We start from the raw sequence: 25116 nt of genomic DNA, 5'->3' as shown, positions 1-25116 counted from the left end.
AGCGCGATGCCGGCCACCGCCGTCGGCAGCGCGAAGGGCAGGTCGACCATGGCATCGACGATGCGGCGGCCGGGAAAACGGTAGCGCACCAGCACCCAGGCGACCAGCGTGCCGAACACGACATTGACGGCGGCCGCGACAAAGGCGGTGCCGAAGCTGATGCGGAGCGCGTTGATGGTGCGCCGGTCGGTGGCGATCGCCCAGAAATCGGTCCAACCCAGCGCCGCAGAGCGCCAGATCAGCCCCGACAGCGGAATGAGGATGATGAGGGTCAGGTAGGCAAGCGAGAAGCCGAGCGTCAATCCGAAACCCGGAATGACGCTCGGCTGTCGAAACCGCCAACCCGCCCGAGCGGGTGCTGTGATGGCCACTGCTGTCATGGAGTTCCGGATCGCCCCACTCTTCAAGCCAGATTGCCCTTCGCTATGACTTCAAGAGCCTTGGGCGTGCAAGTTCGTTGAAAGATACGGCGCCTACTTCCATTCGCCCAAAGGCGTGTGGATTTTCTTCCTTCGCCGTCATTCGGGCTTTCTCCAGCTCTTCTGACTACTCCTTACTGCGCAGGTCTCCAGGTCTGGTTGGATGAGCACCATAACCGAAATGATAGGGTACGCGCATTCTTCAATCGTCGAAAAATTAAGCCAGAAGTTTGCATGTCGCGACCAGCGTTGGGTCCCGAGCATCCACCGCGCGCATACCGCCCGGCAGACGGCGTTCGGCGGATCGGACGGCAGAATTTGCAGACGTCGTCTTGTGGACCAGGCGACGCCGACAATGACGAAAGCGAAGCTATGGCAGCAAGTAGTAGCGAACACAATCGCGCGCGGATCAGCCGACAGTCGGAAGTGGGACCCTTGCTCAAAAGAATAGGTTGGCCACGCCACTAAGATATCTCACGCGTTCCCGTGATGGCCTTCTACGCAATACAAAACCAACGCATCATGGAGCGCATAAATCAGATTAGAAATCCGCCTGGGGAGGAGGATATGAAAAACATCTCAAATGACCTGATGGAAATTGCCGGCCGAATTCGCCCTGCGCGGGAAGCCTTCGCGGAGGCGGACAGGAGGAGGGTCGAATCCGCTTTGGAGGCAGGACGACTTCTTTGCCAGGCCAAGGACGACTGCCTGCACCAGCAATGGATGGCTTTCCTGAGATGGGCCGATATGGATGAACAAGAGGCTCGAAAGCTGATGCAGCTTGCCCGCGCGGGACTGACATCGTGCGTCGTTTCGGAAATCGGCGGCATCGATGCGGCACTGGCCTATCTTGTGGAGGCAAGATTGCCCGAGCCGGAAGAGTGCCTGACCGTGGGCCGCGTAGGCTGGCCGGAAAAGAACACGCCCTTCGCGATTATCAAACCCAATGCCGCGCATCCCGGCTATTACGATATCGCCATTGCCGACATGTGGGCCAATCCAGCAACGGTTTTCTCATCGAGAAAGCCGCTTCGGGGGGAAAGCATGAGGCAAGCCGACGGATCGTTCTTCAACAGCCTCTGGCATATTGTCGATCGTGAATTGGATGTCCCGCATTCGCAGCGCGAGTTCCAGATGATGCCGGCGGATCTGTTCTCGCGAGATGGTGCCTTCCTCTTCGCCAAGCCTGTCTCCGCGGCTGACAGTGCGACGGAAAGCGAGGCCCACAGCTACATTCTTTGAATGTTCGCCGGCAAACGCGACCGCGCAGCCCCTGCAACAATTCCATTGCATGGACCGGAAAATCGCCCTGCCGGCCTCGGCGTGCTCTGCCTAGCCTTGTTCGTCACGGCAGAACACTCCAGCGCGCCGTCTCACCCGGACGAAGATCTATCAAGCTCAGGCGAGGCTGTTCGAGGGCAATTTCCTGACTCGGCTCCCGGACGGCAAGTTGAAGCGAGAACCGAGCTACCTCTAGGAACATGGCAAGAAGACCAAACGGCAGCCGACCGGAATTTTTGACGGAAAATGAACTCAAGCAATCGACGCGCCAATAAAGCGCCGTCAGCCGGCTTGCAGCCGAGCGTGGCTACGCGCCAGATCATCTCGTCTCGTCCATTTGCAATGGCCATCAGCACTTAGCGTTGTCAAACCGCGCCAGACGACCGTCCGGGCCCATACCAGGTCTCGGAAGTGGTAATGTCTTATCCGATTGCGCACTCCATTTTCTTGGCCGCTGCTGGCTTAATCGCGTCAGTTGTCATCATCAGAGTGGCGGTTACATGCGCATCGCGATTGTTGGTTCGGGTTACGTGGGTCTTGTATCGGGCGCTTGCCTGGCTGATTTCGGCCATCAAGTCGTCTGCGTCGATAAGGCGGAGGCCAAGATTGCCGATCTCCAGGCCGGAAGAATGCCGATCTATGAGCCAGGTCTCGACGACCTCGTCGACAAGAATTCCGCGAGCGGCCAGCTCACCTTCACCAGCATGCTTACAGCGGCAGTCGCCGATGCGGACGTGGTGTTCATTGCGGTCGGGACGCCTTCGAGGCGAGGCGACGGCCATGCCGATCTGTCCTATGTCTACGAAGCGGCCCGGGAAATCGCGGCCGCTGTTCACGGGTTCACCGTGGTGGCAATCAAATCCACGGTGCCGGTGGGCACGGGGGATGAGGTCGAACGGATCATTCGCCAATGCAATCCCCTGGCCGATGTGGCCGTCGTCTCCAACCCGGAATTCCTGCGCGAAGGAGCCGCGATCGACGACTTCAAACGACCAGACCGGATCGTTATCGGCCTCCCGTCGGACGAGCGTGGCCGGGAGGTGATGGCGGAGGTGTATCGGCCGCTCTATCTCAACCAGGCACCCATCCTGTTTACCGGCCGCCGCACGTCCGAGCTGATCAAATATGCGGCCAACGCCTTCCTGGCGCTCAAGATCACGTTCATCAACGAGATCGCGGATCTCTGCGAGAGCGTGGGCGCGAACGTGCGCGAGGTAGCACGGGGCATCGGGCTCGACAATCGCATCGGCTCAAAGTTCCTGCACGCCGGCCCGGGCTATGGAGGATCCTGTTTTCCAAAAGACACGCTGGCTTTGGTCAAGACGGCGCAGGACAGCGGCGCGCCATTGCGCCTGATCGAAACGACGGTTGCCGTGAACGACCAGCGAAAACGCACCATGGCGCGCAAGATCGTATTTGCCTGCGGCGGAGATGTCCGTGCAAAGACAGTGGCCTTGCTGGGTCTTACCTTCAAACCCAACACCGATGACATCCGTGAAGCGCCTTCCCTCTCGATCATCCAGGCCTTGATCGATTTTGGAGCACATGTCCGAGTGTATGACCCCGAAGGCATGGAACAGGCGAAAATCGTGCTCGGCACAAGCGTAAGCTATGCCGAAGGCGCCTATGAATGCGCCGAGGGCGCCGACGCGCTGGTCATCGTGACCGAGTGGAATCAGTTCCGCGCCCTGGATTTTGAACGACTGTCCCGCACGATGTCGAAACGGGTGGTGGTCGACCTGCGCAACATTTACCGGCGGGAAGACATCTCCAAGCACGGCTTCGAGTACGTGAATATCGGTGAGGGAGCGGTCGGAGACAAGGCAGTTTTCGCCGCGGCCGCGGAATGAGGTATCTGGTCACCGGCACCGCAGGATTCATCGGTTTTCACCTGGCGCGCCGGCTCCTCGACGACGGTCATCGCGTCACCGGCTTCGACGGCATGACGCCATACTATGACATCGTCCTGAAGCAGTCCCGACACGCCCTGCTTCAAAGATACGACGCCTTTCGCGCCCATATCGGCCAACTGGAAGACCTGGATGCCCTTCGCCGCGCCGCGGACTACGCCCGGCCCGATGTGATCGTGCATCTGGCCGCGCAGGCCGGTGTCCGCTACTCAATCGACAATCCGCGAAGTTACACGGACAGCAATCTCGTCGGCTCGTTCAACGTCCTTGAGCTTGCGCGTGATCTCAAGCCCCGGCATTTGCTCCTTGCGTCCACGAGCTCGGCCTATGGAGCGAACGACAAGATGCCATTCGTCGAAACCGACAAGGCTGATTGGCCGTTAACCTTCTATGCGGCCACGAAGAAGGCGATGGAGGCGATGGCGCACTCCTATTCACATATCTTCGGAACGCCGACCACATGCTTCCGCTTCTTCACCGTATACGGCCCCTGGGGCCGGCCCGACATGGCGCTCTTCAAATTTGTCGACGCGATCGAGAACGGCCGTCCGATCGAAGTGTATGGCGAAGGCCTGATGAAGCGCGATTTCACCTATATCGATGATCTCGTCGAAGCCATCGTCCGACTCGTCGAATGCACGCCGGCGACAGGTCGCGCGGCGTCCGCTCCCGGCGTCGTCGACACGCTGTCACCCGTCGCGCCGTGGCGTGTCGTCAACATAGGCGGCGGCGAGCCTGTCGGGCTGCTGCCTTTCATCGAGACGATCGAGAACTGCCTGGGCAAACGCGCCATCCGCAAGATGTTGCCGATGCAGGCTGGCGACATGCGGGCAACCTATGCCGACCCCCGCCTGCTGGAGGCCCTTACGGGCTTTCGCCCTTGCACCAGCGTCGAGGACGGGGTGACCGCCTTCGTACGCTGGTATCTGGAAGAACGGCCGTCGCGGCCGACAATCGCCGCCTGAAGCGCGCAGACCTGTGCTCCGTGCACGCGCCTAGGTCCTTGGCGCGACACAGGTTGGTCATGCCGAGGCCAGCTTGGCATGTATCCTGGGCCTTTCGCCATGCCAGGATGTCACCTCAATGGCGGCTCCGTCTCCACAAAGCACTGTAAAGCCGCTGTCGGTATGAGTTTGGACCTGGCCGGTCAGCCCGATATGGCGCCCAGGCGGGGCAAACATGCGCGCCTTGTCGATCACGATCTTGGCACCGGCAGTGAAAGTGAAGGCGCCCGGATAGGGATCGCCGACGGCGCGGACGAAACGAAGGACATTCTCGGCAGCATCGCTCCAGTCGATTATTCCGTCATCGGCCGTGCGCTTTGCGCAATAGCTGGCAAGGGATTCGTCCTGCGCGACGCCCACGGCCTTGTCACGACTTATCGCCGAAACGACAAGCGGCGTCATCTCGAACAGTGCCTGCTTGTGCTTGTCGTAGAGCGAGCGCGCGGTCTCGTCCGGTGCCACGGCAAAAAGCTTCTGGAGGACGATAGGGCCACTGTCGACACCCTCGTCGAGCCGGAAGAAAGTCGAGCCCGTCTCCTTTTCATTCGCAATGATCGTCCAGGGGATCACCGCCCTGCCCCGAAAACGCGGTAACGGCGCCGGGTGAAAGCCGATCGAGCCATATCGGGCGACCGAGCGAAATTCGCCGCGGCAGATTTGCGACCAGCCGACCACCATCGTCAAATCGGGCCGCTCGGCTTCGAGCCTGTCGATCGTGTCGGGCGCATTGATGTCCTTGGTCAGGTGGACCGCGGCCCCGGCCAGGCGTGCCGGCCCCGCCAGATCGACGAAATCGGAATGGCGTTTGGAAGCTTCGCCCGCAAGGGTGACAAGCAGCGAAGGCGTCATGCCAGCTTCGACAAGGGCATCGAATGCGACCCGAGATCCCTCCACCGCACCGACAAAGGCTATGCGCATGAATTCAAGGCTCCAACTCACCGGCGTGAGCGATAGATGGACACAGATCTCTTCTATTGTCTGCTTCGTTTCTGCGCCCAAGTCCTCCTTTAGAGGTAAACGGCAGCCGGCGATGCATCCCTATGTGCAACTCGTCCCTTCAAAGAAAGCTGGGTATTTAGGGGTTGCGACAGCGGGATTGGAATACGCGATGGACAGCTTCGCCGGCTTGGCATTTCTGGATCGCAGCGCCACTACAGTCGGGAAGGGCGGATCTGATCTGCTACGCATGGCGATCCTGCTTTCTGGACGCCGACGCATTTGTGCTTTCGTCCCGCTACGAAGATTGCGCGGTACCACTCAAGGCCATGGCCGGCAGCCCGCCCATCGCGTCCTTCGACTGCGACGTCATACATGCTGCGCTACGATCCCCAAGGACTGAAGACCTGTCACCATGCTGACGACCACCCGTCTGACATTGCATAAGATCGACGCCCGGATCAGGATGACCTGGGCTGCGTCGGGCGCAGACGCGTTTCTTGTCTCCTATCCCGAATCTGGAGCAACCCAGCTTAGACATATCCTTTCGGAATACTTTCGTCGCCACGCCAACGGCGAAAATGTCCATCTTTCGCCAATGTTCGAGGTTCTTCCGGATTTCGATCTCGATCCGACGAGGGGCATCCCGGCTTTTCGTTACACAGATGAGCGCCATCGTGTGCCGCTCGTCCTGGTTTCGCACCTCACCTATAGACGCTCGCTTTTTCTCAACCGACCCATCATCTTCATGACTCGAGATCCGCGCGACGTAATCGTGTCAGCTTATTTCGATGCCACACGTCACAAACGCTGCTTCGAAGGCACCATGGACGCGTTCATTGCCGATCGCGAACAAGGCCTGCCGGCTCTGATAGTATATCTGAATGATTGGGGTAGAGGTCTAAAGCATCACGTAAGTGCAGTATTGGGCTATGGGGAACTGACGGAAGACCCTATGGGTGCCTGCACGCGTATCCTGAGATTTCTCGGCCACACACCGTCCGTGCGCGCGCTTCAGGATTCTATCGACGCCTCGCGTTTCGATGTAATGCGTGAGCATGAGATGGCGGGCGGCCTAGCGGCCCACGATGGCGAAAGCCAGCATGCGCGTCCCGGCAAGGTCGGCGGCTTTTCCGATCATCTTAGTGATGCGCAAGCCGAACTCATTGAGCAGACCTGCATCGACTGGCTAACTCCAGCCGCGATCGAACTGCTTGCCCGTGGCGGAACGCGGCTCGCATGCGGCTGGTATGAACTTCGCCGCCAATTCATGGATGAACACGGCCAAGGCGAGACGATCAAGAGAGATCTTCCTGTCGTCGAATCCCTTTCCACCAATCCATGCAGCAACTTGGCGGAGATCGCCGAGAAGTATGGAAACAATCCATCGACGTCCTGACGTTAAGAGGGGAGTAAATGCGACTTGCGATTGTGCAGGCGGGCCTGGGTGCAGGAGGGACGGAGCGCGTCGTCAGTCTGCTTGCCGCAGATCGATGCAGGCGCGGAGATGAAGTCCATCTATTTGCTTTCGTGGGAGAGCAAGACAAGAGCTATTTTGCCCTGCACCCGAAGGTCACTGTCCACAGACTTGTAGAGGATGGAGCTTCGCGGCTTTCGAAACTCGGATTTGTCCGCAGCTTGCGGCGCGTGGTCGTGTTGCGCGCGGAATTCAAGCAGCTTCAGCCCACTCTGATCGTTTCATTTCTAACAAAGATTAATATTCTCTGCCTGCTGGCGGCGAAGAATCTTGGCATCCGGGTTATTATCTCGGAAAGAAACAATCCCAAAGCGCAGAAGAAACACGCCGCTTGGCGGCTCGTTTCTGGCATCATACTTCGGCAGGCGGATCGGCTCGTCATGCAGACTGATGCGATTGTCAAGACGCTTCCGGATACGCTCAGAAAAAAAGCCCACGTTATCGGAAATCCTTGCGAGGTCATCGGAAATCCGTGCGAGGCGACCGATGCCTGCAAAGACCATGGCAATGAGATGTTTCGCCTGGTCGCCGTCGGACGCCTGGTGGAACAGAAAGGCTTCGACACGCTGATAAAGGCGTTTGCTAAAGTCGCCAGCGAATTTCCGGCATGGGCGTTGACAATCTTCGGCGAGGGACCTGATCGGGTTCTTCTTCAACGTCAGATCGATGCGTTGGATTTGGAGGACAGGGTAAAGCTTGCCGGCATTACCGAGCGTCCGGGCGAATGGGCGCGCGACGCCTCCCTCTTTGTCCTGCCGTCACGCTACGAAGGCTTTCCCAACGTGCTGATCGAGGCGATGGCGGCAGGCCTGCCCGTCGTCGCAACGGACTGCGATTTCGGTCCATCCGAAATCATCGAACCAGGCGTTTCGGGTCTGCTGGTACCAGTCGACGATGTTGCCGAGTTGGCATCCGCGATGGCATGCCTGATGCGAAACAATGCTCTTCGCCACAAAATGGGTAGATCGGCCCGGAAAACGATCGATCGGTTCTCAATGCAGCAGATTGCGGAAAAATGGGACTCCGCTTTGACGAAATTCTGAAAGTGAAGGCAATCGATCACGAACTCAGTTATTCAGGTTCGTGATCTACGGATGAAAATATCCAATGCCGGACAAGAACACCTCGAGCGTTTTCAAATCTGGCGCACATATCCTGATGTTCATCCGGAGAATGATCTTTGATAGGCGCACTTTACAGCCAATGTAAATAAAAGCGGCGACCTGTCGCGCGTGGAAGGCAATGCCCGCACATCGTCCCTGATTGGGATCGGTCTCAAGACACAAGGCACATGTAGACTTCGAGATTGTGTCCCGTCGCGTGGCCTGGCTTTTGACCACTACGAAGCCTTGCGGTTGGCCAGAGGACGTATCAGCGAGCTGCGGCAGGCATGCCGATGAAAGGAGCATCGCTCATGAAACGCACGTTCGATCTGCTCGGTGCCGCCTGCCTTCTGCTGCTGATGTCGCCCTTCATCGCGGTGCTTTCAATAGCAGTCGCGCTGCTTCTTGGGCGGCCTGTTTTTTTCCGCCAGGAACGTCCCGGCCTGCACGGGAAACCATTCAAGATAATCAAGTTCAGAACGATGACCGATCGTCGGGATCGTCATGGCCGGCTGCTTCCCGATGCTGACAGGCTGACTGGCTTTGGCAGCTTTCTGCGCGCAAGCAGCCTTGATGAGCTGCCCGAATTGATCAATGTATTGCGGGGTGAGATGAGCCTCGTCGGGCCTCGTCCCCTCTTGATGGAGTATCTCCCCCGCTACAGCCCTGAGCAGGCGCGTCGTCACCAAGTCATTCCCGGCATCACAGGTTTGGCGCAGGTGAACGGCCGCAACGCACTTGATTGGGAGAACCGCTTCGTCCTGGACGTCTGGTATGTCGATCACCGGACCTTCGCACTTGACCTGAAAATTCTCTGCCTGACCTTTTACAAGATCTTCACCCGAGAGGGGATCAGCGCCGCGGGACACGCCACCATGCCCGAGTTCATGGGCTCGCAGGTTTTGCAGTCGGGCGGGCCGTTGAGGACGTCTGGATCGCGCCTGCCACGGTTGGCCGCAAGGGTTGCAGCCATCGGTATTCTGCTAGAACTTGGGACTGCCGCTTTCGTTTTTGTTGTCGATCCATATGGGATCAACCATCATCTGGAGATTCCTGATTTCAATGCCGAAAAGACACATCGCCTTTCGATCGGTACGACAGCCGAGCGCTCACTACGTCTATGGCTCACCGACTACGACACTTTGATCCTCGGCGGCTCACGGGCGCGCGTCGGGCTTGATCCCGCCGGACCGAGCCTAGCTAGGCTGAAGGCCTACAATGCCGCGGTTCCGCATGCGAGCATGGTCGAACTCTATGACATTGGCATGTTCGCCCTGGCTCACGGCGCACCCCGCCGGATGATCGTCAATCTCGATTTCTCCATGTTTGAGGCGGACCGAACGGAAACCCAAGATTTTCCGGAGTCCGGCTTTGCCGGAGTTCCAATGCCTATCGTTTATGCGCGGTCCCTGTTCTCCCCCGAAAGCTTTATCGACGCTTTGCGGACGGTGCACGCCAACAGCATTGGATTTCGGGAGACCGACAAGGAAGACGGTTTTCACCAGATCATGTTGGCACATAATTACAGCTACAGACAGGTGTCCGACCAGAGGCTGAATCGGTTGATGGCGGAGTTTTCGTCTCCCGGCAGCTTCGATTATGACATCACCAGAATCGGCCTGTTGCATGACCTGCTGGATCGTCTCACCGCCGCTGGAGTAGACGTCACGCTCTTCATTTCGCCGATACATGCTCGTCAGATGGAAGCACTCAGGGCCATGGGGCTACTCCCGGTTTACGACCGCTGGCGTGTGGATCTGACGTATACCGTAAGTCAGGTCAACGCATCCAAGACAGCCACGTCTGAAGTGAAACTGTGGGATTTTAGCGGCTATAACTCCGTTACAATGGAAGACATTCCGGATCCGGGCGATCGTCATCAGACGATGCGGTGGTACTGGAGCTCTGCGCGTTACACTCCGGCCTTGGGAGAGTTGATGCTGGATCGCATGCTCGGCCAAGCCTATTCGGGCCCGTCGGATTTCGGCATATCTCTTACCGGATCCAACCTTAGATCAATCCTCGACCAACAGCGAAAGAGGCGCACCATATATGTCGTGCTTCATCCCGAGGAGATTAATAGGATATGGAGCCGTTTGCTTTTATTTAAATTTACAAAGCCAAATATCTAGGCAATTTTCTCTTTATTAGTTCGGTATGTCTTATAATTCTACTTTTTTGTTCCGCATATATTTAGCGATAAAACGGCCATGAAGCTGCTACCGCTAATGGGGTAGGCCATCGGTCGTAGCGGCGATCAGGTCCTAGCTTATTGGGGTTGCGACAGGACCAAACTTGGTCGTGGCGGCTTTCTGGTTTCTGCCGATGATGGATGCATCGGCAGAAACAATCCCGGAGAACGACCAAGGGACGCGTACTGCCGATCAAGAATGAGCGGGGCGACTTTGGCTACGGTTGCGATGATCGGAAGACTGGCTCGACGGGTGCTGCAAGCTGCCAGGCGCAAGAGTGCGGGCCGCACGCGCCTGGCCAATATCGCACACCTTCTGACCGGCAATTTTCTTGGCTCATTGCTGGCGCTTGTAGCCTTTACGCTTTCAGCACGAGCGCTTGGCGTGACGAACTATGGTGAGCTTGCATTGATCATCGCGTTCACAAGGGTCGTCGAGCGCGTTGTCAGCTTCCAGTCGTGGCAGCCAATTATCAAATACGCAGCCGGCATGAACGCATCCGAGGGCCACGAGAATTTGCGCGTCCTCATGAAGTTCGGCCTGCTTATCGATGTCGGCGCCGCTGTCAGCGCCTGGGTCGTCGCCATTGGCGCGGCCCTTCTCATTGCGCCGGTTTTCGGTTGGTCGACGCAAATTGTGCATCTTCTTGTTCTCTACTCCAGCGTTCTGCTATTTCAGATTTCCGGCGTCCCCGTGGCTGTCCAACGCATGGCCGGCAACTTTCGCCTCCTCGCCTATGGGCAGCTGCTCAACGCCGTTCTGCGCGTATTGCTGTGTCTGCTCGGCGTGCTGCTCAACGGCGATCTCGCTTACTTCACGGCGGTTTGGGCCGGAACGCAGATCCTCGGCTCCCTGGCGCTCCTGACGCTGACCATGCGCGCGCTACACAGGCAGGGTGTCCACAATGTCCTGGGCGCGCCTTTGGCCGGCATCACACGCCGCTTCCCTGGCATCTGGAATTTCGCGTGGTCGTCGAACATCTCACTCACTTTGCGCGCGAGCGCGCAAGAACTCGATACGCTGCTGGTGGGATGGCTAGCCGACCCGGCCTCGGCTGGCTTGTACCAGATCGCCAAGCGTATAGGCCGCGTCGGCCAGCAAGTAGGCCCGCAGGTGCAAAACGTTCTCTATCCCGATGTCGCCCGCCTTTGGGCAAAAGGCAGCATCGAGGAATTCAAGCGGGTGATCTTTCAGACCGAAGCCATGCTGCTCTGCTTTGGCGTCATTTGCGTCCTGGTCGTGGCGGTGCTCATCCGGCCGCTGCTCGCCTGGACCGCGGGACCGGAGTTCATAGGCGCAGCCAGCCTCGTCATCGTGCAGATGGTGGCGGTCACGTTCGTGCTTTCGGGCTCAGCCGCCCGCTCGGCGCTGCTTGCCATGGGCCGGCAACGTGAGGTGTTGCGCATTGTTGTCGTTGCCACAGCCGCCTTCCACGTGACGGCCCTCCTGCTCATCCCGCGGATCGGCGCGATGGGGGGCAATATTGCCCATATCGTCCTGGGCATTCTGTGGGCCTTCGGCCTGGCGCTTTCGTTGCGACAGGCGCTCAAGACCGCCCATCATCCCGACCGGCAAACCCCGCCGGCGGACGCTCTCAACCAAGCAAGTCTTGCCCCTTCAAAGGCGATCTAGATGTCTCTTGCACCTCAAGCTCTTGCGCCTCAAGCCCAGGCACCTCAAGCCCTGGTCACTTTGCCTGCAGCGCAGCGGCGCTCGCCTTCCTCTCCTTCGTGGCTCACACATCTGCAACGACTCGAGGCTGAATCAATCCATATCATTCGCGAGGTCGTCGCCGAACTGCGCAACCCGGTGATGTTGTATTCGGTGGGCAAGGACTCGGCCGTAATGCTCCATCTCGCGATGAAGGCCTTCTATCCGTCGCAACTGCCGTTCCCCCTTCTCCACATCGACACGACGTGGAAATTCAAAGAAATGATCCGTTTCCGCGACGAGACTGTCGCGCGGCTTGGCCTGAAGCTGCTGGTGCGTCGCAACGAGGCCGGCCTGGCCGAAGGGATCACGCCATTTACACATGGCTCGTCGACCTACACGCAGATCATGAAGACGGAGGCGCTGAAATCGGCACTGACCTCGCTCGGCTTCGACGCCGCTTTCGGCGGCGCGCGGCGCGACGAGGAAAAGAGCCGCGCGAAAGAACGGGTGTTTTCGCTGCGCAGCGATAGCCATGGCTGGGATCCAAAGAACCAGCGCCCGGAACTATGGAACCTCTACAACGGCCGGCTGAAACCAGGGGAGTCCGTCCGGGTCTTTCCTCTCTCGAACTGGACCGAAACCGACATATGGCAGTACATCATGAGGGAGAACATCCCCATCGTCTCGCTGTATTTCGCGGCCAAACGCCCCGTGGTGGAGCGCGACGGACAGTTGATCATGGTGGACGACGATCGTCTGCCGCTCCGCCCAGGCGAATCCCCCGAAATGCGCTCGGTACGCTTCCGCACGCTTGGCTGCTATCCCCTCACCGCGGCCACTGAAAGCACTGCCGCGTCTGTTCCCGAAGTGCTCCAGGAAATGCTTGTCGTGAGGACCTCCGAGCGATCAGGTCGGCTGATCGACCATGACGAGGCAACCTCGATGGAAAAGAAAAAGCGCGAGGGGTACTTCTGATGCTGGGTTTTGCTCAAACCGCGGAACTCGAATCTTCTTCGATAGACGAGATCACTTCGCAATATCTTGCTGTCCACGAGAAGAAGAGCCTGCTGCGATTTTTGACATGCGGCAGCGTGGACGACGGCAAGTCGACGCTGATCGGCAGGCTGCTCTACGACACGAAGCTGCTGATGGAAGACCAGCTTGCCACACTTACCCGCGATTCCCAACGCCACGGCACAACCGGCGGCGATCTCGACTTCGCCCTTCTGGTCGACGGTCTGGCCAGCGAGCGCGAACAGGGCATTACGATCGACGTGGCCTATCGTTTCTTCGCCACGGAACGGCGCAAATTCATAGTCGCCGACACGCCCGGCCATGAGCAATACACCCGCAACATGGCTACTGGCGCATCCAATGCCGACCTGGCGATCATTCTTGTCGATGCGCGGCAGGGCATTCTGACCCAGACACGCCGACATTCCTTCATCGTTTCGCTGCTCGGAATCCGGCATGTCGTCCTTGCGGTCAACAAAATCGACCTGGTCGATTATTCGCAAACGGTATTCGACGAGATCGAGGCGACCTATCGAAGCTTCGCGGAACCGCTTGGCTTCGCGTCTCTGGATGCCATCCCGCTGTCGGCGCGTTATGGCGACAATGTTCTTTCGAAAGGCGAGAACCTGCCCTGGTATCGGGGCCCGACGCTCATCGAGCATCTGGAAACCGTCGAGGTGGAACGAGACCGCCGTAGCGCGCCTTTCCGGATGCCGGTGCAATGGGTCAATCGCCCGAACCTCGACTTTCGCGGGTTTGCCGGCACCATCGCCGCCGGCGTGATCCGGCCGGGAGACCGTGTAGTCGTGGCACGATCCGGCGTGACGAGCCTGGTCAAGCGCATCGTCACCCAGGACGGAGACCTGTCGGAGGCAGCGGCCGGCGAGGCTGTCACGCTGACGCTCGAAGACGAGATCGACGTTTCTCGCGGCGACGTCCTGGCGGGGGCGGCGGAGCGCCCGGAAGTGTCAGACCAGTTTGCGGCCCATCTGCTCTGGATGCACGAGGATCCATTGATCCCCGGCCGCCCGTATCTGATCAAGCTCGCCACCAGCGTGGTGGGTGCGAGCGTTACGCAGATAAAACACCGGGTTGACATCAATAATTTTGCAAAACTGGCAGCAAAAACGCTCGAGAAGAACGACGTCGGCTTCGTCAACTTGACGACACAGGCGCCGCTCGCCTTCGACCCGTTCTCCAACGTGCACGAAACCGGCGCGTTCATCGTCATCGACCGGATCAACAACCACACGGTCGGTGCCGGAATGATCGACTTCAGTCTGCGCAGGGCGAACAACGTCCATTGGCAAGCACTGGATGTCGACATGAATGCGCGGGCGATCGCCAAAGGTCAAAAGCCCGTGGTGCTGTGGTTCACAGGCCTGTCGGGCTCCGGAAAATCGACGATCGCGAATCTCGTGGAGAAGCGCCTCCATGCGATCGGCAGGCACACCTACCTTCTGGACGGCGACAATGTTCGCCATGGCTTGAATCGAGATCTCGGCTTTACCGACGCGGATCGCGTGGAGAACATTCGTCGCGTCGCCGAGGCCGCCAAGCTGATGGTCGACGCGGGGCTGATAGCGCTCACTTCATTCATTTCGCCATTCCAGGCGGAGCGGCGGATGGCGCGCGACCTCTTCGGCCCAGGGCAGTTTATCGAGATCTTCATCGACACACCACTGGAGGTCGCTGAAAGCCGCGACCCGAAGGGCCTTTATCGACGCGCCCGAAATGGGTTGATCCAGAATTTCACGGGCATCGGCAGTCCCTATGAGCGCCCGGAAGCGCCACAGATCACGGTTACGCCGGATCTGAGCGCCGAGGAGGCCGCGGAAGTGATCGTCAGCTACCTCGAACGAGGCAGCTACCTCGGAACCGCGACCGGGTAACAGGCGATGGTTGGAGGAGCTAGCCAAGGGCCGATACGGGTTTGCTTTCCATTTATCGGTGATGATGTCGGTGGAAGCCACATCTCGGCGCTCAAGCTCATCCAGAACCTCGATACATCGAAGGTCGTTCCGATTCTGGTGCTTCAGGAAACGGCCGGGCCTCTGGCGGCCTTTCTGCAAATGGAGGGCCAGCCCTTCACGGGTTTTCCGCTGCCGACGACTTCGCCTGGAAAGGGAATAATCCCCGGCGATGTCATGACCTATCTGACCAGTACGCTTCCGCGCATGCGGCGTTTCATCAAGGAGCAGAAGTTCGATATCGTTCACACCAATGACGGCAGGACGCATGTGAATTGGGGCATTGCGGCGAGGCTGGCAGGTGCTCGGCTGGTTTGGCATCATCGCGGCGACCCCGACGCCAAGGGCGCTAACGTGCTTGCGCCGCTCATCGCGCATCGCATGGTGACGGTGTCGCGATTTTCGCGACCGCGGCATCCGATCAGATCCCTCAAGGGACGGCTCAGCGTCATCCATAGTCCCTTCGACCATCCGTCGACTGTGCCTGACAGGATCGCGGCCAAGGCCGCACTTCTGGACGAGCTAGGCCTTGCACCAGGAACACGCGTCCTGAGCTTCATCGGCGGGCTGATCGAACGAAAGCGGCCGCTCCTCTTCATCGATATCCTTGATCGTTTCGTGCGGGAGCATCCGCAAATCCCGGTCGTCGGCTGCGTGTTCGGGAATTCACCCGCGGGCTCGCAAGATCTTGAAGCGGCCGCCCGCGTGCGCTGCGCCGAGCGCGGGCTCGGCCAAACGGTGCGCTTCATGGGTTTTCGCAACCCGATCGAACCTTTCCTCGCGGCAACGGATGTTCTGGTGGTTCCCGCCATGGGAGAGCCCTTCGGCCGAACCCTTATCGAGGCGATGTTTCTTGGGACGCCGGTGGTTGCAACCGATCATGGCGGCAATCCGGAAGCTATCGAGAACGGGCGGACCGGATTTCTGGTCACACCGGAAGACGCCGGGGCCTTCATGGAGCCGCTATCGCGGTTGCTGTCCAATCCGCCGCTCTGGGCCCGGATCAGCGATGCAGCCCGCGACCACGCCTTCTTCTCCTACAGCACGCACCGCCATGTCGAAAATGTCATGAAGATCTATGACAGGGCGCTTTGCTCCCGCAAAGCCGGCTTGGCGACCGACCTAACCAGCGAAATCGGCGGTTAAAGGATTTTCGCAATGCGGGTGAGCACATCGATTTCCTTGTCATCGGAGCCGCAAAAAGCACAACGACCTGGCTGCAGCAGCAGCTTCAGGCCGATCCGAGCGTCAGCACGCCGGCATCCTGATAGACGCATCCAAGGGAAGGGCCTCCTTTGACATGAGTGAGTTTCACGAAAAGTCAGCTGCGCCATTGACATATGGTTCCCTCAGCATTGATCGAGGTCTGCCGTACGAAGCCCATCATCCTGCTCGCAATGCGAACCAAGACACGGGAGCTGCCCAGAGTGGGATCGTGGCCACGACCCCGGCCGGTCAAGTTGGATATCGCCGCGAAATTGACGGCCTGAGGGCGATCGCAGTCGTTCTGGTGATCCTCTACCATTCAGGGCTTCGCGTCGCGGGCCTTGACCCCTTTGCGGGCGGTTTTATTGGCGTTGATGTCTTTTTTGTTATTAGCGGCTATCTGATTGGCTCGATTGTACAGCGGGAAGTCATGGATGGGACTTTCTCGTTCGCCAATTTTTACGAGCGTCGCGCGAGACGGATCCTACCTGCGCTGTATACCGTCTTAGCAGTAACGATCCCCTTCGCTTGGCTATATATGCTGCCGAGTGCCTTTAGAGACTATTCGGCGAGCCTTTTGGCAACCGTGTTTTCAGCCTCCAATCTATATTTCTGGCATGTTGCGAGCTATGACGCAGCCGACAATCTTTTTCGTCCATTAATTCACACCTGGAGCTTGGGGGTCGAAGAACAGTTCTACGTGATCTTCCCTTGCTTTCTTCTACTGGTGTGGAAATTTTCTCGGAAATTTTTAACAGCCATCCTGTGCATTGGGCTCGTCGTTTCGTTCATTCTTGCGGAGTGGATGACGCGGCATTTCCCGGACGCATCTTTTTTTCTACTGCCAACCCGAATCTGGGAACTAGGGTTGGGGGTGTTTCTGGCAAGACGTGAATTGACTGGCGGCCGGCTTGTGTCGATGCGCTCTTCGCGAGTCGCGCCTGCGGTCGGTTTGGCGCTCCTGATCTGCTCGGTGCCGCTGATGAGGCCGCAGTGGCATCACCCAGGACTTGTAACGTTGATCCCGGTTGCAGGAACGGCATTGCTTATCTGGTATACAGGGCACGGCGATCCCATTACACGAGCGCTTTCCTCCCAGCCATTTGTATTTGTCGGCCTGATATCATATTCCCTCTACCTTTGGCACCAGCCGATATTTGCTTTCGGCAGATTGAGTGTGACCAATTCTGTCGATGGAACGATGGTATTTTGTTGGATTTTGATGTCTGTCATACTTGCCACTGCGACTTACCGCTTCGTTGAGATGCCGACTCGCAGCAGAAAGCGAACCAGCAAGCGCGTTATATGGCTGATTGCCTCACTGGGGGCCGTGTTACTCAGCGGCGGCGGATACTACTGGTATGTCCAAAATGGCATGCCAAGCCGTTTTGCGGACGGCCTGGCCCCGATTGCCGCTGCATCCGATATTCGCGAGGCTCAGATCTTTCAGAACGGGAAGAGCTGTCTCAACTTTGCGCCTGAACAGGGCCCTTGTACCTTTCATGGCTCGAATCCCGAGGGCTATGCTCTTGTTAGTTTAGGTGACTCTCACGCTCGCACTCTGCTTGGTCCGATGCGAGACAGCCTCGATGACTACCGAGATATCGCCTCGTTCACACCGCTCAATCGAGGCGGCTGCGTATTTCTCCTCGGTCTGCAAAGGGTTGACGTGGACCAACCGGGTTGTCCAGGCGACTACAATGACAAGAGGCTCGACTACGTAGGCAGGCTGAAGCGACCGATAGCCGTGCTCTTGTGGCGTCTCCCCATTCTCGTGGAGCAGAGCCGTTACAACAATGGCGAGGGGGGAATCGAGCCGGGCGACGATCACCCGCATTTGGCCAAGCTGGGTGAAACCGGGCCCGCCGATCCGGCTGCAGTCGCCACGGCCATTTCCCGCACCATAAACACACTTCTGGAGCGCGGGGTGAAAGTTGTCTTAGTCTATCCTGTCCCGGAGATGGGTTGGAACGTCCCGCAGGTGCTTCTCATGCGGGCCAGACGCCAGAACGATCCTGCAGCTTATATGCAGGCGGACCCGATTTCGGTTTCCTACGGGGATTTCCGCCGGCGAACGCAACGGACATACGCATTATACGATAATGTCGGATCCGATCCAAATCTCGTGCGTGTGTATCCGGAGAAGGCCTTCTGCGATCAACAGCGCTGTTTCGCCAATCGAGGCTCTCAGATTTTTTATCGGGACGATAACCATCTCAGCGAGACCGGGGCGTCCAAGCTCAACGTTTTGATCATGGACGCCATCAAAGCACGGTGGGGAAATGACCGATGACAGGCGAAGGAAGAGCCGTGGACTTTTTCGACCGGGAAGTCTTATGCGACGTCCCAGCACGGAAGCGACAAGGCTTCCCCTTGCAGTAGAGCTCGACGCTATGCCTTGCGGTGGTATATTTCGAAATACGGGTCCAAAGAGCTGGAAATTCTCTCATCCATGTAAGCGATCTCGTCTCTGTTGAAATAGTCGACATAACCGCCAATTTTACCCCGGCGCACCTTAAAACTGTCGGGATTCGACTGGTCCGTCGGGCGCATTCTTTCGTGACCGAAAGCGTCTGCCATTTCGATCTTTCGCAAATTCTCGAAAGAGCCAAAGGTTGTCGCCTCATCGAGGATCATCTCCGGCACGCCCTGAATGCCCAGAAAATCTAGCGCCGTGCGAAGCGCCGATTTTGGAGCTTGGCGCATATGTTCGTAGGACAGCATTTGAAATGCCTTCACCTTATCGCGGTTGTGCGCCCAAGCGTTGTAGAACGCTATGATGGAATCAATGCTGCCGACATCCTGGGCAAGAAACTCACTGATCGTTCCGTCAAACACCTTCATTCGGTGCGTTGCGTCGAAATAATATGAAACAAGCACGTCTCTCGGATCCCGAACCAGAAATAGGATCTTTTTTCCTGAATATTTTGACTTATCGACCTGGATTTCGCTGGGACGCTTAAGGTTTGGGCTGTCGTCGTGAGAAAAGCCGATGCAGGGAATATTCGATGAGATCTTCCAGAAATGCTGGATTTCCATCGGATTCTGCAGGTTAAGGCCGTAGTGTTTGTCGATGACGCGGCCAACCATGGTGCGCAGCCACGTTCTACCGCATTTCGGGTATGAAAGCACAAAGGAGTCTCGCGACCAAAAGATCATCTGGCGGCGCAACGCTCCCAGGGGACCCGAGTAGCGTATTTTCTTTGGAACGACGGCTTCGCCAAGGAAAAAGGTAGCGTCGCGAAGATTGTTCTTCAACTGTCCGAGCATAGAAAGCTTCCTCTGCTAGCGTGAGTTTGGCGCATTGGCGGCGTCAACAATGAAGTGCCCGAAGAACGGGACCGCCGGACCGAAACTCAAGCGACCATTTTAATCTCCGCCATTGTAAGCCATTGCGTCGGTGCAGCGAGACCTAGCTAGCTGGCTGGCCCGGACTGATGGGAGTACCTCTTTGGATTAACGCAGCAAAGTCCGCTTGCAGTTCCGATAGCCCCCCCATGCACAAAAGCATGTGTTGCTTAGAAAACGGGTAAAGCGCCCCATAGCAGCGATAAGATCGTAGCCTCGAATCCGAACGATTGCAGGCCAACCTGTTCTTGATTGAGCAAGGGACTGGCAGGCACGGATTTGTGCCTGCGAGTTCAAACAGCCGCATCTCTTGACGCGCTCTCTTGGGGCGCGGCGGCTAAGCTTTGTCGAGGTCTAGAATGAGCCAGTCAGATCAGCCGTTTGAGGCAATCAGTCCACTGGGAGGCCAATCCCTTTTGCTGGCCACTGCGATCGCTCTCGGCCGTCTCGTCAGCAAACCGCGGACGATTGTCCATGTGCTGTCTTACTTGCGCCGGCGGGTGACCGGGCGCGCCAAGGCCGTTGGCAAGAACCTTCATCTCTACATCATCGATCTGGCCCTGGCGCTGGCGGCACTGTCGTTTGCTTCATTCATGCGATTGGGCCTTGATGGAGAATTCACCGGTCCGGAAAGCCACGCTTCGTTGCTCTTCGCACTCCCTTGCTTCCTGCTTACATGCGCGGTGGTCTTCCCGGTGACTTGCCTCTACACCCGCAACTGGCGATATGCTTCTGTCGGCGACATGCTCGGTATCGTTCGCGCGGCATTCGTCACATCGCTGGCCTTCGTGTTCCTGATGTTTGTGGCTACACGGCTCGATTCGATCCCGCGCTCGGTGATAGTGATCCAGTTTCTGTTGCTCGTGCCGCTGCTTATTTCAGTTCGCATCCGCTCCAAGCTCGTTGAGCTAAGCCGCTTTGGTCCGACTGCGAACAGAGCGAGAAACGGACGCGACGTGGTCCCTGTGCTGCTGATCGGTGCAGGCGATGCGGCCGATCTTTATATTCGCGCGCTGCAGCGGGATCCGAATGCACGCCATTGGCCGGTCGGCGTGCTCGATAATGGCGCAACGACAGAGGGCTATTTCCTGCGTGGCGTGCCGGTTCTGGGCAGCATCGAAGACTTCGACATGGTCATCGGCGATCTGGAAGGTCGCGGCATCAAGCCCCGCCACGTGATTTTCACCGAAAGGGTGCCTGGCCTCGTCGACCCGATGCTTGAAGCGCTGATCGACCGGGCCGACCGTCTGGGCATCGCTGTCTCTCGCCCCGCCCCGGTCCTGGAACTGCGCAATCCTAAATATCAGAGTCGCTTCGACTTGCGCCCCATCGAACTTACCGACCTTCTGGAGAGGCCGCAGGCGGTTCTTGATAAAGATGCGTTGTCCCGAATGATCGAAAACAGGCGCATCGTCGTCACCGGCGCCGGAGGCTCGATCGGCGGAGAGCTCACGCAGCAGATTGCCGCGCTCGGCCCCACCGAAGTGGTCCTGATCGATAACAGCGAGTACAATCTGTACGCCATCGATCTGGAATTGGCGGAGAAATTCCCGAATGTGCGCCGGAAGCCATATATCTGCGACGTACGCGACCCTGTTCGCCTGGGCGAGATTTTCCGACGCCATCGCGTCGACCTGGTCTTCCACGCGGCGGCGCTCAAACATGTGCCGATGGTCGAATTGAATCCCTGTGAGGGCATTCTTACCAACGTCATCGGTACTATGAACGTGGCAGAAGCGACCCGCCTTTGCGGCGCCAAGGCAATGGTCCAGATATCCACCGACAAGGTTGTGAACACGACCAGTGTCATGGGCGCTACCAAGCGCCTAGCGGAACTCTACTGCCAGTCCCTGGACCTCGCCTTTACCGCCGGCGATACCCCCGTCCGCTTCATGACCGTTCGTTTCGGCAATGTTCTGGGTTCAAGCGGGTCGCTGATCCCGCTATTCAAGCGCCAACTCGCCCACGGCGGTCCGCTGACCGTGACCGACATGGAGATGAAGCGCTTCTTCATGACAATACGCGAGGCGGTTGAACTGACCTTGCAGGCATCGGCCCATGGTCTGGAGAAAAAACTCGGACAGGGCGAAATCTTCGTTCTCGACATGGGTGCGCCAATCAAGATCATCGACATGGCGCGCCGCATGATCAAGCTCGCGGGATTTCGGCCGGATGAGGACATCAAGATCAAGATTGTCGGCTGCCGGCCGGGGGAAAAGCTGTTCGAGGAACTCTTCGACGAAAGCGAAAGACGTGTCGACGTTCCGATTTCCGGAGTCTTGGGCGCCGTGCCCAACGCGATGCCGCTTGACACGCTTCGCAAGGGATTTTCGCAATTGCGTCGCTTGGCGAGGGCCGGCGACACTGAGGGAGTGTTAAATCTTGTTGCGGATATGCTTCCCAGTTACCGCAGAGACGAAGCCAAGCCTGCGGCGGCGGTGACGGCGCCCTTCGTGCCTCATGTGATCCTCGGTTCAGCCAAGGCAAGCACGCGTCCACACGAGGCGGCCGCTTGAGGCCCAGCGGGAGCGCTGCCGTGCTAAGGCATATTGCCTCGGCTCTGTTTGTCGCGCTGTCGTGCGGCACTGCACTGGCCGGGGCGCCTCAATCTCAGCCGACAGTGGCCGAGGCACGGGAGGCGATCGAGGCTGCCGGGGCCTATTTCCGCGATCATCTCGGTGTAGCGGGAACTTATGTATGGAAATATTCCCTCGACGGCCAAAAGAGGGTGGGCGAAGGCGGTACCGTGCCCGCGAGCGTTGGCTGGGTGCAGCCGCCTGGTACGCCGGCTGTCGGCGCTGCGTTCCTGCGCATTTTCGAGGTTACCGGCGACAAGCAATGGCTTCAGTCTGCCCAGGTCGTGGCAACCGCTCTGGTCAAGACTCAGCTGGAGTCCGGCGGATGGTTTTACAAGATCGAGACCGACCCGCAAAAGGCGGCGACATGGTGCTACCGCGCACTGAAGTTGGGCGGGAATACCTGTCGCGATATCAAGGACAATCCGCAACGCAACGAGACTGTCCTCGATGACAACAACACACAGAGCGTGCTGAATTTTCTGATGTGGTTCGACCTGGCGAGCGGCGGTTCGGATCCGGACGTCCGTTCCTGCATCGACAGGGCGCTTCATCGATTGATGCGGGTGCAATACCCGAATGGGGCCTTCCCGGTCTTCTTCAAGGGAGCCGCGCCTGGGGCGGATGTAAAGGCTGCGGCCAAGGCGAGTATTCCGGCCAGTTGGTCTCACGAGTGGCAGAAGCCTGATCGTCCGCCCTATTTCATCATCAATGACAATCTTCCCCGCGATATGGGTCGTCTCTTTCTCAACGCCTACCGCACATATCACGATCCCGCATATCTCAAGACGGCGGAGAAGGTCGGTGATTTTCTCCTTGCAGCCCAGTTGCCCGCGCCACAACAGGGCTGGGCTCAGGGTTACGATCGTTCCATGCAGCCGGTTTGGGGACGCAGGTTTGAGCCGCCAGCGGTCGTCTCGCGCGAAACCGCCGGCAACATCGATTACCTGATCGAGTTGAACGAGCAAAACAGGGATGCGCGGTTGCTGCACGCGGCGACGACTGCAGCCACCTGGCTACAGGCGGCGCGCCTGTCCGACGGCAGTTGGGCACGTTTCTACGAACTCAACACCAACCGGCCGCTTTACATCGATGAGGGCGGCCAAGTGACGTTCGACGACATGGACCTCCTGAAACACTACGGCATGAAAACCGGTGCAGAGATCGAGCCGGTGTTCGCTCGGCTCGAGAGTGCAACGCGGGGGCAGAGAGTTTCACGTCAACGACTGTGGATCAGTGCCGCGGATGAGTTGAGTGCTGGCGAACTGAATTCAAAGGTGCGTCAGCTCGTCGACAGTCAGGATACCCAGGGACGCTGGGTTGAGGGCCGGTTTATCGAGGGAGAAGACTTCGTCGAGGGCGTGTTCGCCCTCGCTCGTTTCATGTCCGCGCAAGCATCAGAGCCGGCGAAATAGCTTCTATATATCGCTCGCTCTTGCCATGGGGAGACCCTGACCAGATCTTCCGGGTGCGCCGATTTTAGCCTTTGTAGGAGCTGGAAAGCTCGGCTGGTGGGCCCCTTAGATCGGCCTGCGTAGGAAAGGCCGCGAACGACCGTACTTGGAGCGAGTACCGCGAAGAAAGCGCGTGACCGTTCTTGAAGCTGGGCCGTCGCGCAAAATCGCAACACTGGGCGCCATTCCAAGCAGCAGAGGCACGAGAAAGAAACGACTGTAAAGATGCGGTAGCGCATTGGCCAGCGCCGCGAAGAGGAGAACTGTCGTCGCCGTGCAAATGGCGGATACCTTGCCTTCACGACTCCGAGCGGCAAGGATGGCGATGGTGATGCCTGCCACGAGCAGGAGCAGAAAACCGATGAATCCGGGCAGCCCTGCCTCGACCCATATGAGGAGGTAGGTGTTGTGGACCGGGGCGTGCAATTCGCTGACCTGCCGATACTGGTCGGCACCGATACCAAGCAGTGAATTATTGTCCGCTTTGCCAATGGCCTCATGGATGAGCCGCATACGGTCTGCAAACGTGCCAGCCTCATCGAGGTCACCATTCTGCAGCGCATTCAGCACGCGGTGTTGGAAGACCTCGGGCAAGAAGTCGCGGCCCCAGGTAACGGCAATGAAGAATGCGGCGAGCGAGGTCACCGCTAAAGAAATGATGCGGCGCCACGAGCCCGTCGCGACTACGAAGATGGTGACCGCAAAGACAAGGCCGATCAGGCCGGTATTGGATCCTGTCAAAATAATGCCATAGCCAAAAAGCGGCAGTCCGACCCAAAGCCAGCGAGGCCTTATGCAGCCTGACGCCACCAGCCACAACATTAGCGGGACAGAGAGCGCTATCAGCGTTGCGCATTCATTCTCGCGTTCCACCCAACCCTGGAAACGACCATTGCCGCTGACAAAGACGGTGCCGCGTTGCTTGAGGATGTCGATTATCACTATCCCCTGCAGACACATCACGGCGATCGAGCAAAGAAATGATTTCATCAAGAGAACGATTTCGGCCCAGGGCCTCGACACGATCATGAAGGCCAGGAGAAAGTAGGCGTACAGATATTGCGCCGAGATGATGAAGCCTCGCTGCGGATCTCCGTGGATCAGACTGCTTAGCAGCAGCATCCCGCATAGTAGGGCGATGCCGATATTCCATAGAAACGTCCCCGCGCCCAAGGGAGAGATCGAAAAGGATTTCCCGAGTATGGCTGCGAATACGGCCGCGAGAGCGAAGCCGTCGCTGATGGTAAAATAGAATGCATCAAACCGAAGAATATTGAAGGGCGTGAGAAAGACGGACGCCACGGCGAACCAGAGCCCGAGTCTCCCGGCTACCTCTGGCAACGATGTGACGGCCGGTTTGGGGCCGGGCCTTGTCCAATAATGGCGAGGAGCCCTGGCGTAGTTCATCCTCACTCCTGAATCTGCTTGAGAGTCCTTTTCGCCAGCCCTCATTGGGCCTGCAGTTCAGCCTATCTGCCAAGATAGGGCCCGGGCCGGTTACGCTATCCTTTTGGATGATGTCGCCTTTGCGGCTAAGCCTCTTGAGCGCGATTGCGGCCGCGCAACCATGTTA

General features: G+C 58.3%; 16 protein-coding genes and 1 pseudogene. 13 read left to right on the top strand and 4 right to left on the bottom strand.

The annotated features are described in order from the left end of the window. Positions 1-380, bottom strand: a pseudogene (locus FJ951_RS03120) (molybdate ABC transporter permease subunit); the annotation flags it as partial. 606 nt (positions 381-986) lie between these two features. Here FJ951_RS03120 and FJ951_RS03115 point away from each other — a divergent pair. The 3 genes from FJ951_RS03115 (at position 987) to FJ951_RS03105 (ending at position 4575) form a co-directional block, all read left to right on the top strand. Continuing rightward, on the top strand, positions 987-1661 hold the full coding sequence (locus FJ951_RS03115; RefSeq protein WP_140498426.1) for a hypothetical protein: 675 nt from the start codon (positions 987-989) through the stop codon (positions 1659-1661). Positions 1662-2200: 539 nt separating this feature from the next. Beyond that, entirely contained in the window at positions 2201-3550 is a 1350-nt protein-coding gene (locus FJ951_RS03110; protein WP_140513535.1) for a UDP-glucose/GDP-mannose dehydrogenase family protein, read from the top strand. Then, entirely contained in the window at positions 3547-4575 is a 1029-nt protein-coding gene (locus tag FJ951_RS03105) for an NAD-dependent epimerase/dehydratase family protein (protein WP_140513533.1), read from the top strand. Before FJ951_RS03110 ends, FJ951_RS03105 begins: the two co-directional genes overlap by 4 nt. 57 nt (positions 4576-4632) lie before the next feature. On the opposite strand, the gene FJ951_RS03100 is transcribed toward FJ951_RS03105, so the two are convergent. Continuing rightward, positions 4633-5532, bottom strand: a complete 900-nt coding sequence (locus tag FJ951_RS03100; protein ID WP_140513531.1) for a formyltransferase family protein — start codon at positions 5530-5532, stop codon at positions 4633-4635. Between the two features lie 433 nt (positions 5533-5965). On the opposite strand from FJ951_RS03100, the gene FJ951_RS03095 reads away from it, so the two are divergent. The 8 genes from FJ951_RS03095 (at position 5966) to FJ951_RS03055 (ending at position 18458) form a co-directional block, all read left to right on the top strand. Continuing rightward, on the top strand, positions 5966-6949 hold the full coding sequence (locus tag FJ951_RS03095) for a sulfotransferase domain-containing protein (protein WP_140513529.1): 984 nt from the start codon (positions 5966-5968) through the stop codon (positions 6947-6949). A gap of 17 nt (positions 6950-6966) precedes the next feature. Continuing rightward, complete coding sequence (locus FJ951_RS03090) at positions 6967-8070, top strand: glycosyltransferase family 4 protein (protein ID WP_140513527.1); 1104 nt, start codon at positions 6967-6969, stop codon at positions 8068-8070. 371 nt (positions 8071-8441) lie between these two features. Next, positions 8442-10262, top strand: coding sequence for a sugar transferase (locus tag FJ951_RS29070; protein ID WP_140513525.1), 1821 nt, complete (start codon positions 8442-8444; stop codon positions 10260-10262). 288 nt (positions 10263-10550) lie between these two features. Beyond that, entirely contained in the window at positions 10551-11954 is a 1404-nt protein-coding gene (locus tag FJ951_RS03080) for a lipopolysaccharide biosynthesis protein (protein ID WP_224519136.1), read from the top strand. After that, positions 11955-12950: a sulfate adenylyltransferase subunit CysD gene (gene cysD / locus FJ951_RS03075; RefSeq protein WP_224619688.1), complete on the top strand. Its 996-nt coding sequence runs from the start codon at positions 11955-11957 to the stop codon at positions 12948-12950. Next, on the top strand, positions 12950-14881 hold the full coding sequence (cysN, locus tag FJ951_RS03070; protein ID WP_140513523.1) for a sulfate adenylyltransferase subunit CysN: 1932 nt from the start codon (positions 12950-12952) through the stop codon (positions 14879-14881). The genes cysD and cysN overlap by 1 nt, the downstream gene beginning before the upstream one ends. A gap of 6 nt (positions 14882-14887) precedes the next feature. Then, the gene (locus FJ951_RS03065; RefSeq protein ID WP_140498434.1) at positions 14888-16105 is read left to right on the top strand and encodes a glycosyltransferase family 4 protein; all 1218 of its coding nucleotides are present in this window, start codon (positions 14888-14890) and stop codon (positions 16103-16105) included. A gap of 289 nt (positions 16106-16394) precedes the next feature. Further along, positions 16395-18458, top strand: a complete 2064-nt coding sequence (locus FJ951_RS03055; protein WP_181171809.1) for an acyltransferase family protein — start codon at positions 16395-16397, stop codon at positions 18456-18458. 98 nt (positions 18459-18556) lie between these two features. Here FJ951_RS03055 and FJ951_RS03050 read toward each other — a convergent pair whose 3' ends face one another. Next, positions 18557-19435 carry a sulfotransferase domain-containing protein gene (locus FJ951_RS03050; RefSeq protein WP_140513519.1) on the bottom strand — a complete coding sequence of 293 codons (879 nt, stop codon included), beginning with the start codon at positions 19433-19435 and terminating at the stop codon, positions 18557-18559. Between the two features lie 437 nt (positions 19436-19872). Between FJ951_RS03050 and FJ951_RS03045 the strand changes: the two genes are divergently transcribed. Beyond that, on the top strand, positions 19873-22029 hold the full coding sequence (locus FJ951_RS03045; RefSeq protein WP_140498437.1) for a nucleoside-diphosphate sugar epimerase/dehydratase: 2157 nt from the start codon (positions 19873-19875) through the stop codon (positions 22027-22029). Between the two features lie 20 nt (positions 22030-22049). After that, entirely contained in the window at positions 22050-23504 is a 1455-nt protein-coding gene (locus tag FJ951_RS03040) for a hypothetical protein (RefSeq protein WP_140513517.1), read from the top strand. Positions 23505-23609: 105 nt separating this feature from the next. Here the strand turns inward: FJ951_RS03040 and FJ951_RS03035 are convergent, their stop codons facing one another. Then, positions 23610-24950 (bottom strand): O-antigen ligase family protein, encoded by a 1341-nt coding sequence (locus tag FJ951_RS03035; protein ID WP_181165376.1) that lies wholly within the window; start codon positions 24948-24950, stop codon positions 23610-23612. Between the last annotated feature and the right edge of the window lie 166 nt (positions 24951-25116).

Origin of the sequence: Mesorhizobium sp. B2-2-3 (assembly GCF_006442405.1) — a bacterium.
Lineage (GTDB): Bacteria > Pseudomonadota > Alphaproteobacteria > Rhizobiales > Rhizobiaceae > Mesorhizobium.
The sequence above is the reverse complement of the archived record's forward strand: the minus strand, read 5'-3'. Positions and strand labels throughout refer to the sequence as shown.